This is a genomic window from Amycolatopsis acidicola (genome assembly GCF_007713735.2).
Lineage (GTDB): Bacteria > Actinomycetota > Actinomycetes > Mycobacteriales > Pseudonocardiaceae > Amycolatopsis_E > Amycolatopsis_E acidicola.
In genome coordinates, this window is record NZ_VMNW02000025.1 from 63,436 (window position 1) to 79,299 (window position 15,864).

15 protein-coding genes are annotated in these 15,864 nt (G+C 70.1%); 1 reads left to right on the forward strand and 14 read right to left on the reverse strand.

Annotated elements, in window-relative coordinates:
- The 13 genes from FPZ12_RS18555 to FPZ12_RS18615 all read right to left on the reverse strand — a co-directional run bounded on the left by FPZ12_RS18555 (position 1) and on the right by FPZ12_RS18615 (position 13,734).
- Positions 1-789, reverse strand: coding sequence for an IclR family transcriptional regulator (locus FPZ12_RS18555; RefSeq protein WP_243769907.1), 789 nt, complete (start codon positions 787-789; stop codon positions 1-3).
- 167 nt (positions 790-956) lie between these two features.
- Positions 957-1,850 (reverse strand): SDR family oxidoreductase, encoded by an 894-nt coding sequence (locus FPZ12_RS18560; RefSeq protein WP_144749083.1) that lies wholly within the window; start codon positions 1,848-1,850, stop codon positions 957-959.
- Positions 1,851-1,968: 118 nt separating this feature from the next.
- Positions 1,969-2,721, reverse strand: a complete 753-nt coding sequence (locus FPZ12_RS18565; protein ID WP_144749084.1) for a MurR/RpiR family transcriptional regulator — start codon at positions 2,719-2,721, stop codon at positions 1,969-1,971.
- 6 nt (positions 2,722-2,727) lie between these two features.
- A complete protein-coding gene (locus FPZ12_RS18570; RefSeq protein WP_144749085.1) occupies positions 2,728-3,861 on the reverse strand; it encodes a thiolase family protein in 1,134 nt (377 codons plus the stop codon).
- On the reverse strand, positions 3,861-4,271 hold the full coding sequence (locus FPZ12_RS18575) for a Zn-ribbon domain-containing OB-fold protein (RefSeq protein ID WP_144749086.1): 411 nt from the start codon (positions 4,269-4,271) through the stop codon (positions 3,861-3,863). The genes FPZ12_RS18570 and FPZ12_RS18575 overlap by 1 nt, the downstream gene beginning before the upstream one ends.
- On the reverse strand, positions 4,271-5,770 hold the full coding sequence (locus FPZ12_RS18580) for a carboxyltransferase (protein ID WP_144749087.1): 1,500 nt from the start codon (positions 5,768-5,770) through the stop codon (positions 4,271-4,273). Before FPZ12_RS18580 ends, FPZ12_RS18575 begins: the two co-directional genes overlap by 1 nt.
- Positions 5,767-7,137: an acetyl-CoA carboxylase biotin carboxylase subunit gene (locus FPZ12_RS18585; protein WP_144749088.1), complete on the reverse strand. Its 1,371-nt coding sequence runs from the start codon at positions 7,135-7,137 to the stop codon at positions 5,767-5,769. Before FPZ12_RS18585 ends, FPZ12_RS18580 begins: the two co-directional genes overlap by 4 nt.
- Complete coding sequence (locus FPZ12_RS18590; RefSeq protein WP_144749089.1) at positions 7,130-7,630, reverse strand: acetyl-CoA carboxylase biotin carboxyl carrier protein; 501 nt, start codon at positions 7,628-7,630, stop codon at positions 7,130-7,132. The genes FPZ12_RS18585 and FPZ12_RS18590 overlap by 8 nt, the downstream gene beginning before the upstream one ends.
- A complete protein-coding gene (locus FPZ12_RS18595) occupies positions 7,627-9,351 on the reverse strand; it encodes a pyruvate, phosphate dikinase (RefSeq protein WP_144749090.1) in 1,725 nt (574 codons plus the stop codon). Before FPZ12_RS18595 ends, FPZ12_RS18590 begins: the two co-directional genes overlap by 4 nt.
- Entirely contained in the window at positions 9,348-9,956 is a 609-nt protein-coding gene (locus FPZ12_RS18600) for a hypothetical protein (protein WP_144749091.1), read from the reverse strand. The genes FPZ12_RS18595 and FPZ12_RS18600 overlap by 4 nt, the downstream gene beginning before the upstream one ends.
- Positions 9,957-9,968: 12 nt before the next feature.
- Complete coding sequence (locus tag FPZ12_RS18605) at positions 9,969-11,438, reverse strand: AMP-binding protein (RefSeq protein ID WP_144749092.1); 1,470 nt, start codon at positions 11,436-11,438, stop codon at positions 9,969-9,971.
- On the reverse strand, positions 11,425-12,996 hold the full coding sequence (locus FPZ12_RS18610) for a hypothetical protein (RefSeq protein WP_144749093.1): 1,572 nt from the start codon (positions 12,994-12,996) through the stop codon (positions 11,425-11,427). Before FPZ12_RS18610 ends, FPZ12_RS18605 begins: the two co-directional genes overlap by 14 nt.
- A 3-nt stretch (positions 12,997-12,999) precedes the next feature.
- Entirely contained in the window at positions 13,000-13,734 is a 735-nt protein-coding gene (locus tag FPZ12_RS18615; protein ID WP_208025896.1) for a PEP-utilizing enzyme, read from the reverse strand.
- A gap of 93 nt (positions 13,735-13,827) precedes the next feature.
- Between FPZ12_RS18615 and FPZ12_RS18620 the strand changes: the two genes are divergently transcribed.
- Positions 13,828-14,661 carry a helix-turn-helix transcriptional regulator gene (locus FPZ12_RS18620; protein WP_208025897.1) on the forward strand — a complete coding sequence of 278 codons (834 nt, stop codon included), beginning with the start codon at positions 13,828-13,830 and terminating at the stop codon, positions 14,659-14,661.
- 46 nt (positions 14,662-14,707) lie between these two features.
- Here FPZ12_RS18620 and FPZ12_RS18625 read toward each other — a convergent pair whose 3' ends face one another.
- Positions 14,708-15,853 carry an Rv3169 family protein gene (locus FPZ12_RS18625; RefSeq protein ID WP_208025898.1) on the reverse strand — a complete coding sequence of 382 codons (1,146 nt, stop codon included), beginning with the start codon at positions 15,851-15,853 and terminating at the stop codon, positions 14,708-14,710.
- Between the last annotated feature and the right edge of the window lie 11 nt (positions 15,854-15,864).

The following is a 15,864-nucleotide window of genomic DNA, read 5'->3' on the forward strand; positions in this document are numbered from 1 at the left end:
TCATTCCTTTCCTTCGCCGTCCCCGGTCCGGACGTCATCGTGCGCCGGAACCGGAACGGCGGGACACTTCCGGCTGCCACTGGATGGCAGTCCCGTGGCGAGGCGGCGGGAAATCCCCAGGGCGGCCGCGCGCACCGCCGGGGCGAGCCGGCGCAAGGTGGCGCGGGAATGGGTCACGATGCCGAGCGCGCCGCACACTTCACCGGCGGCGTCGAGAATCGGCGCGGCCACGGACACCGCGCCGAGCGTCATCTCTTGATAGGAGTACCCGAGGCCCTGCTCGCGCACGGCGTCCAACGCGGCGGCGAGGCGTCCGGGCTGGATGATGGTGTGGGGCGTGCACGCGGTCAGCCCGTTTCCCGCGACCTCGTCGAGCAGCGCACGCGGGGAAAAGGCCAGCAGGACCTTGCCGACCCCGGTCGCGTGCAGCGGTAGGCGCCCGCCGAGCTGGGTCGCGGTGGGAACCGCGCGCCGGCTGGAGATCTTCTCGATGCACAACGCCTCGCGCCGGTCGAGCACGGCCAGTTGCACGTTCTCCTGGGTGGCTTCGCACAGGTCCTGCATGAACGGCAGCGCCGCCTCGCTCAGCACGCGCTGCCGCGGCGCGAGGGAACCGACCTGCCACAACCGGATCCCGACCCGGTACCGCTGATCCGGTGCCCGCTCCAGGCCGCCCCAGGCCACGAGCTCCCCGACCAGCCGCCGGGCGGTGGACAACGGCAGCCCCGAGGCGTTCGCGATCTCGGTGAGCGTCAGCGCCGGGCGGCCGAGCGCGAAACACTCGAGCACCGCCAGCAGTTTGCTGGAGACACTTTGCCCCGGCGACGCACCGTTTCCCGCCATTACGCCAAAAACGCCTCGACGTCAGCGGAAACCGGTTTCACCACCCGCGACATGCTTCTCCTCCGGCGCGGACCTGCCAAGGGTGAGTGCCACTCAGCGGCAGCCGCCCTCGGTCAGCCTGGGTAGTCGCCCGCTTCGAGGTCGTCCAGCAGGCCAGGGTGGGTGGGCTGCCAGCCGAACTTCTTCCGCGTCAGCTCGCTCGACGCCGGCTGGTCCACGCCGGCGAGGGCGCCGAACGGCCCGAGGCGGTCCTCCGAGACGGACTCGACGGGCAGGCCGAGACGGCGGCCGATGACCGCGGCGATGTCCCGCAGCGGGATGCCTTCGTCCGAGACCGCGTGGGCCACCGTGCCCGGTTCGGCCTGTTCCAGCAGCAACCGGAACAGCTTCGCGGCGTCGAGACTATGGACGGCGGGCCAGCGCTGACTGCCGTCACCGACGTAGCCGGAGACGCCGGCCTGCCGGGCGACCCCGATGAGCCCCGACGCGAGGCCGTAACGCCGCGCGTCCCTGGAGTGCACCGCGCGGGGCAGGCGCACGATCCCCGAGCGCACGTCCTTGTCCGCCAAGGAAAGGACGTACTGGGCGTTGCGGGCGCGGCCGGCCAGCGGGCCGGAGCCCAGTGGGCCGCTCGTGTTCGCCGGGTCCTCTTCTGTCGCCGCCCGCCCGTCCGCGGCGGGCGTGCCGGAGGCGATGAACAGCGCCTTCCCCGTCCCCGCCAGGACCGCGCCGAACGTCTCGACGGCGAGGGCCTCCTTCTCGACCGCAGTGGCGAAATCGCTCGCGTCGAAGGCGAGGTGGACGACGCCGTCGGCCTGCGCCGCACCCGCGCGCAGGCTTTCCGGATCATTGAGGTCACCGCGGAACGGGGTCGCCCCCGCCGCGGCGACCGCACGCGCCGACGCATCGGAGCGAACGAGCCCCAGGACTTCATGCCCCGCGGCGACGAGCTCAGGGACGAGCGCGGCGCCGATTCCGCCGCTCGCACCGGTGAGAAACACCTTCACGAGAAACCTCCGATGATGACAGTGACTGCCATCAGTCTACCCCACGATGTCAGTCTCTGCCATCACTCGGATTGAGGACGACAGCCCGGACCAAACGGTCTATTGTGGACGAATCCCGCTACACCGATGGACGAGCTGCCTCGTGCAGAGCGTGCAGCAGAGCCAACTGCGTGATCCGCCCGGCCGCGATGTCACGCTCCCGCCCAGAGGCGGTCGCTCCGGAGAGAAGCAGCAAATCGGCGAGCTCGGCCAGCGGTGAGTGCGAGAAGGCGGTGACAACGACAGTCCGCGCGCCCGCCGTTCGCGCGGCCGTGGCCGCTCGGATGGTCGCGTCGGTGTCGCCGCTGTAGCTGATGGCGACGCACACATCGCGGGCGCCCAGCCGACAAGCGATGGCCTGCTGACTGACTGTCTCGGTGGGAACTTGCACCGTCGTGCCCGTCATCGTGAAGCGAAAGGCGGCGGCCTGCGCCAGGAAGGCCGACTCGCCGTTGCCGACGAACAGAACCCGCCGTGCGCGGGCAAGGGCACGAGCGGCGCGCGCGAAGGATTCCCGGTCCAGCGCGCTCTCCCCGTCCGCGACGCACGCAGCCGCCATTGCGAAGAAGGACTCGCACGGCTGCGGCGCCTCCGCACCGTCACGGACCAGCTGGAGGCGCAGCTGCCGGAACCCGCTGAACCCCAGATGCTGGCAGGCGCGCACCGCGGTGGCGGTGGACGTGCCGGCGAGCGCGGCGAGGTCCGCGACCGACCAGTCGATGACGTCGGCCGCGTGGTCCACGATGACGTCGCCGACCCGCCGCTCGCTCGGGATCAGCGACGGCAGCGCCGCCCGGATGCGGCCGAGCGCGCTGCCGGTCTGCTGGTCCATCGCCGCCTACGCGCTGAGAATCGTGACCACGCAAGCGTTTCCGTCCATCCCGGCCGCCCCGCCGCCCATCGTCTCGACCAGCCCGACCCGATGCCGGGCGACCTGCCGGGGACCGGCTTCGCCCCGCAGCTGCCACGCGATTTCGGCCAGCTGAGCCATTCCGGTCGCGCCGAGAGGATGACCGCGGGACAGCAGGCCACCGCTGGGATTGACCGGTTGCGCCCCGTCTCGTGCCGTGTGACCGGATGGCGCCAGCTCGGCGCCCTTCCCGCGCGGGGCCAGCCCCAGCGCCTCCAAGGTGACGATCTCGCCGATGGTGAAGGCGTCGTGCACCTCCAGCACGTCGATCTCCTCCGGCGTCCGGCCCGCCTGCGTGAACGCCTGCTTCGCGGCCCGCTCGACGCTGGCGAACCCCCACACGTCCTCGCTGCGGTGGTCCCAGAGCGCACCGGACACCATCGCCGTGGCCTCGACCCGCAGATCGCGCGGATTTCCCCGCTCCAGGCCGACGATCGCGGCCCCCGCGCCGTCGCTCGTCGGGCAGCACTGCAGGAACGTCAGCGGCTCGGCGATCATCCGGGAGTCCAGCACCTCCGCGATCGTCGGCGCCGCGGACCGCAGCTGGGCACGAGGATTGTCCCTGCCGTTGGCCTTGTTCTTCACCGCGATCGCGGCCAGCTGCTCCGGCGTGACCCCGAACTCGGCCACATAACGCTGTGCCTGCAGGGCATACAGCCCCGGCAGCGGCAGCGAAGAAGCGCCTTCCGGGTCCGTCGCCTCGGGGACGATGGCGCCCGAGAACAGTGTGGACATCTGGTCGACCCCGAGCACCAGCACGCGCTCGAACCGGCCGAACCGCACGGCCTCGACAGCTTCGTGATAGGCGCTCGTGCCGCTGGCGCAAGCGTTTTCGACCGTCCACATCGGAACGCCGGGCAGCCCGATCCCGCGCTGGACCCGGGTGGCGACCCCGGGCGGCCCGAACACGGAACCGACCACGATCGCGTCGATCTCCTCCGGGCGGACGCCCGCGTCCCGGACGGCCTCGGCGATCGCCTCCCACGCCAGGCTTTCCACGCGTCGCACCGGAAAGCGGCCGTAGGCCGAAGTCCCCACACCCTGCACCACGACCTGACGCATCAGCGCACCTCCCGCGCGGCCACGAGATCGCCCTCGTCGCTGTCGACGATCCGCACTCGCGAGCCCGGGGCGAGCACATACGCGTCGGCGAGGTGGGCCAGGACGCGCGGACCGTCGTCGAGATCCACGTAGGCAAGGCCGAACGGCGGACGTCGTGTCCCCACCGGGATCGCGACGACGGTCGAGGACCACACGCTCCCCGTCGCGGCGAACCGTTCGGGAACCAGTTCGCCGTAACACACCGGGCACCAGGGCAGTTGTCGCTGCGGCACGGGGTACCGGCAGGTCGTGCATCGCGCGCCGAGCACCGCGCCGCCGTCGAAAACGGGCCGCGGGTCGGCGACGGCCAGCCCGCCCGCGTCCGCCCCGGCGCGGCGTTTCGTCGGCCGCCCCTCTCCCAGCCCGGCCATCAGTGATCTCCTTCGAGGGTCAGCGAAAAGTCGCCCGCTTCGATGTGCAGATACGCGCCGACGGAGGTCTCGACGAGTTCCCGGATGAAGCTCACCTGCTTGCTGGTCGGTGAGAAGTCGCGGTGCCGCCGCGGCGTCGCGCGCATGACGTCGATGTCGTGTTCCGGCACCAGGAAGCGGAGGATCAGCTCGTCGTCGGTGATCGAGCCGCCGAACCGCTTCCGCAGTTCGGCGAGGCTCGGCTGGGGTGGCTCCCAGTTCTCGAAGCTCGCGGCCTTGGGCGAGCTCATGATGGTGTCCAGCACGTTCTCGTCGATCGGGGCGACCGGGCGGCCGTAGAACCCGTGCGCGTAGATCATCACCTCGTCGGGCACGACCGAATACCGTTGCCCCGTCACCACGTTGAGCACCGCCTGGGTGCCGACCAGCTGGGAGAACGGCGTCGCCATCACGGGAAAGCCCAGTTCCTCCCGCACCCGCGACATCTCGTCGAGCACTTCCTCGAAGCGCTCCTCCATGCCGCGGTCACGCAGCTGGGCCTTGAACGTGCCCGCCATACCGCCGGGGAGCTGATGGCGGTACTGGAACAGCGAATACTCCGCTGGCTGCCCCACCGGCAGGTCCTCGTACTCGGCGACGCGCAGCAGATGCTGTTCGACCGGCTCGAACCGCGACTCGTCGAGGTCGACGGCGAATCCGGCGTAGCGCAGGTTGGCGACCGTGTTTTCGGTGGAGGGCAGGGAAACCCCGGCGGCGAGCGGCCTGCTCGCGGTGTGCACGCGGTCGGCTCCGGCGAGCACGCCTTCGAGGTAGTTCAGCGGGGCGAGCGCGTTGTTACTGTGGAAGTGGATCTCGACCGGGAGCTCGCCCGCCGCGTCCTTGATCGCCGCGACCAGTGACCGGGTGCGTTCCGGGGTGAGCAGGCCTGCCGCGTCCTCCAGCTCGATGCCGTCCGCGCCGAGCGCGACGAGTTCCCTTGTGCGTGCGGCGTAATACTCGTCGGTGTGGTACGGGCTGTCGGCGTAGAGGATGCACGGCAGCGCCTGCGCGCCCTCGGCCTGCACGGTCTTGACCAGCCTGCCGATCTTGCCGGTGTTGAAAAGGCCGTCGTAGATCCAGAAGCTGCCGATCCCGTGCGCGCACAGGCGTTGCACCCACAGATCCATCACGCTGTCGGCGGTGAGGCCGAACGTCACGATGCCGTTGCTGCGTGTTCCCGCGCGCACGGTGGTCTTCGGCATCGCCTTCGACAGGGAGATCAGCTGCTCCCAGGGGTCCTCTTTGCAGTGTCGCACGAGGACTTCGAAGATCGAGCTGCCGACGAGGTCGATGGTGTGGAACCCGGTGCGGTCGAGTTCCGCCGCCATCGGCAGGCCCATGTCCTTGCGCAGCCGCATCCCCCACCAGCTCTGGGGCCCGTCGCGCAGGGTCTGGTCGATGATCTCGATCTTACGGCGAGTGCCGTCGGCGTCGCGTGGCGCGGAGTCCAGGTAGCTCATGCGCTCTTCTCCAGGTAGTCGGGCAGGCCTCGGGAGGCGATCCAGTCGGTGGTGACGGTGCCGGCCCGGAAGTCCGGGTGGCCGAGCGCGGCGCGGGCGAAGTCCGCGATGGTCGGGACCCCGCGCACGCGCAGCGCGTCCAGCGCCGCCACCATCCGGTCCGCGGCCACGTCCCGGTCCGGCCCGTGGGCGATGATCTTGGCGAGCAACGAGTCGTAGAACGGCGTGACGACGTACCCGGGCTCGCAATGGCTGTCCACCCGGATTCCTTCGCCTGCCGGGGCCGCCCACTCGGCGACGGTCCCGGGGTTCGGCAGGAATCCGCGCGCGGGATCTTCGGTGGTGATGCGGACTTCGATGGCGTGCCCGCGGACCTCGATGTCGTCCTGGGTCAGCCGGAGCCGCTCCCCTGCCGCGACGCGGATCTGCTCGGCGACCAGGTCCACCCCGGTCACCATCTCGGTGACCGGGTGCTCGACCTGGATCCGGGCGTTGAACTCCAGGAAGGCGTAATCGCGGGTGTCCGCGTCGTAGATGAACTCGACGGTCCCCGCGCTGTCGAGGCTCAGTGCTTCGGCGAACCGGACGCCGCTGCGGCGGATGTCCTGGCGGATCTCCTCCGGCAGGTTCGGCGCCGGGGATTCCTCGACCACCTTCTGGTGCCGCCGCTGCAAGGTGCAGTCGCGCTCGCCGAGGTGGAGCACATTCCCGTGTTTGTCGCCGAGAACCTGGACCTCGATGTGGCGTGCGTTGCGGATGAACCGCTCGATGTAGAGCCTGCCGTCCCCGAAGGCCGACCGCGCCTCGGCTTTCGCCGCGGGCCAGCGCGCGCGGAGCTCCGCCTCGTCCTCGATCACGGACATGCCGCGCCCGCCGCCTCCGGCCGCGGCCTTGACCAGGACGGGATACCCGAGCCCGGCCGCCGCTTCGACGGCATCGTCGGCGGTCTCCAAAATCGGCGAGCCCGCGAGGATCGGGATTCCCGCCGAGCGAGCGAGTTCGCGGGCCCGCGCCTTGTCCCCGGCTTGCGCGACCGCCTCCGGGCGTGGGCCGACGAACACCAGGCCCGCCGCCACGCAAGCGGCGGCGAACTCCGGGTTCTCCGAGAGGAACCCGTATCCGGGGTGGACCGCGTCGCAGCCCGCGCCCAAGGCCGCGCTGAGTACCGAATCCGTCACCAGATAGCTCTCCGACGCCGGCCCCGGGCCGATGCACACCGCCCGGTCGGCGAGCCGCGCCGCCATGCCGTTCTGGTCCACAGTGGACGTCACGACGACCGATTCGATGCCCAGCTCCCGGCACGCGCGGACGACGCGGACGGCGATCTCCCCGCGGTTGGCGATCAGGACCCGCCGGACGCTACTCATCGGACGGCCTGATCAGGAACAGCAGCTGGTCGTACTCGACCAGTTCGGCGTTCCCCGCGCACACTTCGACCACCACGCCGGCCTGCGGGGCCACCACCGGGCTCATCAGCTTCATGACCTCGACGATGGCCAGCTGCTGACCGGCGGCGACCGTCTGCCCCGGCTCGACGAAGGGCGGTTCGCCCGGACTCGGCGCGACCCAGAACGCCCCCACCGCGGGGGAACGCAGCTCGACGCACCCGGTCCGGTCGGCAGGCGCCGGGGTGTCCACGGCGACCGGCGGCTCGGGTTCCGGGGCCGATTTTTCTTCGGCTGCAACGGGTTTCGCCGCTGCCGGAGCGGGCGCGGGCTCCCGCGTCGCGGGCGGCCCTTCCTTTCCGGCGGTGATCCGCAGGTCGTCGAGTTCGAGCGTCATGGCCGTCCAGCCGGAGTCCTGGAAGGACCGGAGGATCTCCCGGACTTCCCGGTGGGTGAGGCGCTCGGGCGTACTCATGTCGTGCTCCTCTGGTGGGCGATCGCGGCGAGCAGGACCGGGAGGCGGTGCGGCGTGACGATCGTTTCGACCCCGGCTTCGAGTGCCACCCGCACGCCTTCCGGAGTGCAGAACACCGCGCCCCGCACGGTTTTGGTACCGGGCGGGAGTTCCGGGATGTCACCGGCCGCCGCGCTGTCGGCGTCGAAGACCGGCTCGGGCGCGGTGGCCGCGACGGTCAGGGTAGTCGCTCGTTGCGCCCATTGGGTGAGCCGGCGCAGGTCCTCGTCTTCGCTCTCGTCGACGGCTTCCGTCGGCAGTTCCCCGGCGTAGACCACCCCGCGGGTCGCGTCCACGGTCACGGTGCGGCCCACGAGTGCCTCGACCGCACCCGCCCCGCAGCCGACAACGCACGGAGTGTCGAGCGCCCGGCTGACGACGGCGGCATGGGAGGTCGCGCCGCCTTGTTCGGTGACGACGGCGGACGCGGCGATCATGCCGTGCACGTCGTCCGGGCTGGTGGACTTGCGCACCAGCACGCAACCGGGGTTCGCCTGCGCGGCTTCGGGGGTGTCCACGACGACACCCGTCGCCACGCCGGGACTCGCCCCGACACCCTTCGCCAGCTCCTCGGCTCCCTCCGACGCGCCCGCCGCGATTTCCGGCCGCAGTAACGTACGCACCTGTTCCGCCGTCACCCTCGTCACGGCTTCGTCCGCGTCGAGCACGCCCTCGTCGACCAGTTCCACGGCGATCCGCACGGCCGCGCGGGCAGTGCGCTTCGCCGGGCGTGACTGCAGGAGGAACAGTTCGCCGTTCTGCACGGTGAACTCGATGTCCTGCGCGTCGCGTCCTTCGCGGTCGAGACATTCGGCAGCGGCGATCAGTTCACTGTGGACATTGGGCCAGCTTTCGGCCAGCTGCGCCAACGGTTTCGGGGTGACCCGGCCGGACACGACATCCTCGCCCTGGCCGCGGGGCAGGTACTCGCCGTACGGTTCCCGGGTCCCGTCGACCGGGCTGCGGGTGAACAGGACCCCGGTGCCGGAGTCGTCGTCGAGGTTGCCGAACACCATCGCCTGGATCGTGACCGCCGTCCCGAGGTCCTCGGGAATGCCGTAGTGCTTGCGGTACGCGACCGCGCGCCGGGACCGGCTGGACCGGAACACCGCGGCGACCGCTGCGTGCAGCTGCTCCCACGGGTCCGCGGGAACCGGCTCGCCGACGTCGTCCGCGATGGCCGCGCGAACCGCGGCGGTGTCGGGCAGATCCTCCAGCTCCTCGGTGCTGCCGAGGACGAGCCGCCCGTAGAAACCCGTGAAGCGCCGGTGCACTTCCGCGGCGAACTCCGGGTCCCCGGTCTCCGCGGCGAGCGCTGCCTCGACCCGGTCGTTGCAGCCGAGGTCGAGAATGGTGTCCATCATCCCGGGCATGCTCACCGCGGCCCCGGACCGCACCGAGACCAGCAACGGCCGCCGGTGGCCCCCGAAGGTCCGGCCGAGCTCTGTTTCCAGCAACCGGATTCCGGTGACCAGCTCGTCGGTGAGGCCCTCCGGAAGTTCTTCACGGGCGAAGTACGCGGCGCAGGCCTCGGTCGTCACCACGAAGGCCGGCGGCACCCGCAACCCCAGCGAACGCATCCGCCACAGGCTCCATGCCTTGCCCCCGACCAGATCCCGGCTCGGCTCCGGGGTGCCCGGCCCCGGCACGACCAGCCAGCGCAGTCCCGTCGTCGCGGTCATTCCGGGCGCTCCCGTCCGGTCAGGCGCAGGATGTGCTCGTGCAGCTGGAACCACACCGTGTGCACGGAATCGACGCGAACCCCGCTGACGTACGCGATTTCGCCGCCCTCGGCGCGGGTCAGGGCCGTGCCGATCCGCTCCAGGAAGCGCTCCACCAAGGGATCCGCCGCGCTCAGCGGCCGCAGCACCTTGGCGGTCTTCTCGTGCACGCGGCCGAGCTTTTCGATGATCTTCGCGTCGTAACCGGGGTCCCCGTGGTCGTTGGGCACGCGGTCGCCGCCGACCTCGACGGTCTGCCAGTCGGTGGTGAGGCTCAGGATCTGTTTGTTCACCCCGGTTTCGAACGCGTCCATGGCCTCGCTCACCGCGGAGTCGGCGCGCGGCGCGGCGAACGCGCGCGGGTAGACCCCGTCCAGGAACGCGCGCCCGGCGGGCGTGATCATGTAGCTGCCGCGCGCGGCCAGGACCGCGCCTTCGGACACGGCTTTTTCCAGCCCTGCTTCGACATCGGCGAAGGTAAGGCCGTTGATCTCGGCGAGCTGTCCGGCATCGCCCAGCTGGCGCAGCGTCAGCGTGTGCACGGTCAGCTCATAGGGGTCGAGCATGGGAAGGTCCTTTCAGGATCGTGCCGCGGCCATGCGGTCGCGCACCTCGCGGCGCAGCGACTTGCCGACCGGGCTCGTGGGCAGCTCGGGCCAGATCTCCAGGGCGCGGGGCCGTTTGAACCCGGCGAGCCGTCCGGCGCAGAAGGCGACGATCTCGTCGGGCTCGGCCGCCGACCGCGTGACCACGGCGGCGACGACGCGTTCGCCCCATTTCTCGTCCGGCAGGCCGACCACTGCGGCCGCGCTGACCGCGGGATGCGCGAGCAGCGCGTCCTCGACCTCGCGGGGGTAGACGTTGAATCCGCCGCTGATGATCACGTCGTGCCTGCGGTCGAGCAGGTGCAGGTAGCCCTCGTCGTCCCACCGCCCGATGTCGCCGGTGTGCAGCCAGCCGTCGGCTTCGAGAGTTTCGGCGGTGGCTTCCGGACGCCGCCAGTAGCGGCTCATCGTGTGCGGGCCGCGGGTCAGCACCTCGCCGACCTCGCCGGGGCCGAGCACCTTCCCGTCGCCGTCGCGCACCTGCACCTCGACGAACGTGTAAGGCTTGCCCGCCGCCGTCAGCCGGTCCGGCGTGTGCTCCCAGGGCTGCAGGCACGTGATGGCCAGCGGAGCCTCGGCTTGCCCGTACAGCTGGGCGAAAACCGGGCCGAGGAGCCGGATCCCGCGCTGGAGCACGGACGTGGCGATCGGCGCGCCGCCGTAGCACACGCGCTCCAGCGCCAGATCGGCTTTCGCGGTCGCCGGATCTTCGAGCAGCATCGCGATCATGGTCGGCACCATGAACGTCGCCGTCGCCCGGTACCGCGCGGCGGCTTCGAGGAACGCGCCGGGCGAGAACTTCGGCAGCACGACGTTGGCCGCGCCCTTGACCAGATGGGGCAGGAAGAACGCGCCGCTGCCGTGGGTGATCGGCGCCGCGTGCAGCATCACCGACCCCGGGTGCAGGTTCGGCAGCAGGTCCACCAGGAAGTTCGCCACCTCGGCCAGCTCGCTCGCCGTGGTCAGCACGACCGCCTTGGGTTTCCCGGTCGTCCCGCCCGTGTAGGCCAGCCGCAACGGCGCGTCGGGTTCCCGCCGCACGTCGCAGGGCCCGGCAGGCGCGGCTTCGATGAGCCCGGGCAGTTCGCCCGCGGTGATCGCGATTTCCGTCGGCGCGGGCGCCTCCCCGGCGTGGATCAGCGCCCTGGCCTGGGAATCCTCGATCTTGAACGCCAGCTCGGGCGCGGTTTCCCTGGCGTTGAGCGGAACCCGCACGAGCCCGGACTTCGCCAGCGCGTAGTACGCGACCACGCCGTCGATCCCGTTGGGCATCAGCACGGCCACCCGGTCACCGGGCTCCAGCCCCCGGGCCAGCAGGGCGTGCCCGAGGCGGTCGGTCAGCTCGTCGAACTCGGCGAAGCTCACGACGCGATCGCCGTCGATCAGCGCGGGCGCGGCGCCGTACTGCCGCCCCGCCCGCCGGATCAGATCACCGATCTGCATGACCGTTCCCGTCCGCGAGGCCGGTCAAATCGGCCCGCCGCAGGCTGGAACCCCGTCCTTCCAGGTTCCGTGAACCGCGCTGCGCGAGCCGGTACAGCTCATCGGCTTCCGGGGAACCGTGGTGCCATTTGACCCATTCCTCGTCCCGGTACCGGTTCGCGCCCTCGAGCACGGCCGGGGTGAAACCGCGGGCGCGGCGGTTGTACTCGCCGAGATCGATCCGGCCCGCGGAGGTGGTCCACAGCCCGTTCTTCGCCGGCAGGCTGCTGGAACCGGACAGCCGGTCCCCCGCCGTGGACGCGAAATCGTCGTCGGTCAGCACCGAGTACGGGATCCCGGTGAGCATGTTCTGGTTCAGCCCCGAATAGCGGGCCATCCCGTACTCGTTGGTCTTCTGGTGCGGGAGCCCGAGCAGCCCGACCATCTCACCGAGATCGTCGCGGCCGTACTCGTCGTTCATCAGCGGCTTGAACCGCTGCACCCGGTCGTCGAGCGACAGCCAGTCCTCCTGCCGGTAGGTGCCGGCCAGGTGCGCGAAGTCCTTGGCCACCGAGGAATACACCAGCGCGCCGGCGTCGATCATCTGCTCACGGGTCCACGTCGCGATGCGCTTCCACAGATCGGCCGTGGCCTCGTTGAGGATTTCGCGGTACTGCTCCATGGTTTCGGCGAGCGTGTCCGCGTTGTCCATGCCGACCGGCAGGTAACCGTCGGACAGAGCGTCCGATGTGTACAGTCCGACCGCGGCGATGTTGGCCGCGTCGTAGCTCGGCTCGGCTTCGAACGACGCCCAGTCGTCCATGAGGTGGAAGTTGGTGTCTTTGAAGACGATCGGGATCGTCAGGTTCGAGAACGGCAGCCGGGTCGCGATGCCGTCCAGCCACGGGTAGTCGCCCTCGGTCAGCTCGAAGAAGTCCCGCACGATCAGCTGCCGGTTGCCGCCGAAATCGTAGGGACCGCTGTTGTGCAGGCCGATCCGGCATTCGCAGTGGGCGAGGAAGGCGTACTGCGACAGCTGCGCCATCAGTTTCGTAGCCGCGGTGTGCAACCGGTCGCCGGGGACCACCCCGTGCAGATCCGCCTCGAAGACTTGAAGCGTGCGCTCGGGCAGGAACTGGCTGCGGTCCCCGAACTCCTTGTTGGTCAGGTGCCCGTCGTTGCGGTGGTAGGCCAGGTTGAACCGCCGCGAGAAATCGAGCACGTCGACGACGTCCTCCACCGCGTCACCCGGGCGCAGCAGCCCCCAGTTCATCAGCATTTCGCGGCCGATGAGGTAGAAGGCGGGCATCCCCCACGCCGCGTTCACCGTGTCCACCTTGAGGCTGACCTCACGGGCACGGTCGCCGAGCTCCTCCGCCGGCGTCGCCGCGTCGATCTCACGCAGCAGTGTCGGCAGGCGGTAGAAGGAATTGAGGTAGCTCAGCAGCATGTAGGGGTTCATCGGGAACAACTTCGACTCCTGCACGGTGCGCGTGATGCACAGCCAGTACGTAGTGTCGGAAAGGTTCCGCAGGTAGCTGTTGGTCTCCAGCAGGGACCGGTAGCTCAGCTCCGTCATCGTTCAGCCCTCGTTCCCGATCAGCCAGATCCGGGCGTGCCCGGTGTCGCCGGTTTCGTACGCGTCCGCCGCGGGCGGCGCCGCGGTCACCTCGATCTCGACGACGTCGCCGTCGGAGAGGCTGTCGATCTTGCAGTTCATCAGCGTGGGCACGTCGTACTCGCGGGCGAGGATCCCCAGGTGCGAACGCACCGTGCCGCCGAGGCAGACGACACCGGCGAAGCCTTCGATGATCGGCGCGGTGAGCGTGCCACCGGAGTCGTCGATCACCGCGATGGTGCCGTCGGGGACACCGTCGGCCAGGAAACCCATTACCTGTTCGACCTTGGAGATGAGCGCCACCGGGCCGGTGACCGTCGCGGTCTTGCGGATCACGTTGTCCCCGACACCGACCTGCGTGCGGCCGTCCGCGGTGCCTTCGGCCGCGAACGACGTGGCGTCACGCTGGGGCCGCTTGTACTTGTCCGGTTCGGACTCCAGCGACACGGTCGCCGAGAAATCGAAGCGGTAGCCGGAATCCAGCGCCTCCTGCTCCACCGCCTGCGCGTCGGCGAGCGAAAACAGCTCGAACTCGCGCTCGAACACCACGTCCTTCCAGCGCGCCCCGGCGGCCGCGAAGCGCTTCGCCGCCAGTTCCCGCACGGCGCTGTTGAAGCGGCCCGGCAACGGCAGCATCTCCGTCGCCCCCCACTTGGGTGCGCTCGCTCTGCTCCCGGCGGTGGATTCGCGCTCTGTCATATCGGTGCCACCTCGCTCGATCCCGCCGGCGGCTTCGCTGCCACCGGCTGCAGGTCCTTTCGCTGGGAACCAAAGCTAGGTACGATCGCCGCTGTGACACAGTCCACGTTGGTGGACAGTCCGGCGTCGACGACGACGACCACGTCCCCTCGCGGCCGGGCTCGTTCCCCGCTCCGCGTCTGCATGGCAAGGGACGACTACGAGCGTGCTTTCGATGTGCTCGAGCACTGCGACGGCGCGCCCTCCGTGGTCGATTTCAAGGAGACCGTCGTCGAGGCGCTGCAGCAGCATTTCGCGCTCCGCCACGTGTCGTTCTTCGCCGGCGCGACGTTCCACAACGTCTTCGGCGACGTCACCCCGCTGACCGAGGGCAAGACGTCGAACATGCTGCCGGAGTACCAGGAACGCTGGGCGCGCTACGACGTGTTCGGCACGCCGGCCGCCACCCGGCAGCTGGTGTCCAGCGGGGTGTCCTCGCTGACGGAACTGGCGTCCCAGGGGCCACTGCCCGCCTCGGCCGAGGCCTACGTCCGGCATTTCCTCGCCGCCACCTGGCGGATGGAGACCGCGGCCGCGCTCCGGCTGGAACTGCCCGGCGGGCATCTCGCGCTGGTGGGCATGTTCGACCCGAAACCGGACAAGCTCGGCGTCCACGAGCTCGCGACGCTGCGCCTGCTGAGCAGACAGCTGTCGGTCATCTGCCGCAGCCTGCCCGTGTCCCGCTCGCAGGCGGCGGTGAGCCGTCTGTCCGAACGGCAGCGGCAGGTCGCGCGGCTGGTCGCCGACGGGCTGTCCAACGCGCAGATCGCCGAAACCCTGTCGCTGGCCGAGGACAGCGTGAAGAAGTACGTGAGCCGGATCCTGGGCCTCACCGGCTGTCAGTCCCGGATGGAGCTCGCGCTGCTGGCGCGGTCCTGCCGGACATGACGAAAGGCCGCGGATCGGTGATCCGCGGCCTCTGGTCAGGCGGTGGCTAGAGGAACGAACTCTCCTTGGTCAGCCCGTACCGCGGGTGCTCGCCGATCACCATCGACTCGAAGATGCCGTAGCCGACGGCATCCCCTTCGCGGCAGCGGATCACGCAGTCGCGAAGCTGGTGCACCTCCCTGGCGGTTTCGGGATCGGACACGTCCGCGTACCGTTCACCGTCCACATGGGACTCCCCGAGCCAGGTCCCGTGCCGGTGCCCCTTGAACCCGAAGTACAGCCCGGTCCCGAGATGGAAGCCGGTGTCGCTGACGGCCTCGATCTCGACCGTCCGCGTCCGGCCCCAGCCCGCGTCGAAGGTCATCTTCCCGCCGAGCAGCCGCCGGTTGACGGTGTCGAACTTCAGCTCGTCCTGGACGTGGTGCAACGGGAGCTGGGTACCGTCCGGCTCGTTGACGAACCCGGAGAAGTACGTCGTCTCCCCGTCCACCCACTGGTGGTAGTGGTGGATCTCGTAGCTGCTGCCGTCGGGCCGCTTCATCCACATAGGACTCCACGTGAGCAGGAAGTCCCCGTCGAGGCGCTGCCGCCGGAACACGTCGGGCGCCGGCTCCCCGACATCCATCCGCACGCCCCACGAGTGGTCACGGAAACCGAACCACTCGTCGTCGCGGACCTCGATCTCCTCGCCGTCGATCCAGATCCGCCCGCGCACCGTGGCGGACTGGTGGTAGCGCAGGAGATCCGAGCAGATCCGGAACCCGTCCGGTTCCCGCTGCCCGTCCTTGGCCTCCAGGAACGGCGGCAGCACGCCGGTGACCGTCAGGTCGAACCGGATCGGCACCTGGTCGTTCTCCCGCAGCACGAACCGCACCGCGTTGAGCGGCTCCAGGACCTCGTAGTCGAGCGGCCCCACCCCGACGCGGTCGGGATCGCTGTCGAGCCGCCTGCTGGCACGGACGGTCAGCTGTTCCTTGCCGCGGGAGATCCCGGCGAACATGTCGATGACGTTGCGGTTGTGGTATTTCCCGATGCCGCAGTCCACCTGGAGCGAACCGTCCCTGGCGAACAGCGAACCCCAGAGTTTCTCGGTCCACGAAATGTCGGCGTGGGCGATCGTCGCGAAGGTTTCGGGCGTTTGATGGCACAGCAGCTCGTCCGCGGGGACGATCTTCTGCATGGACTGACGCACGGCGGCGCCTC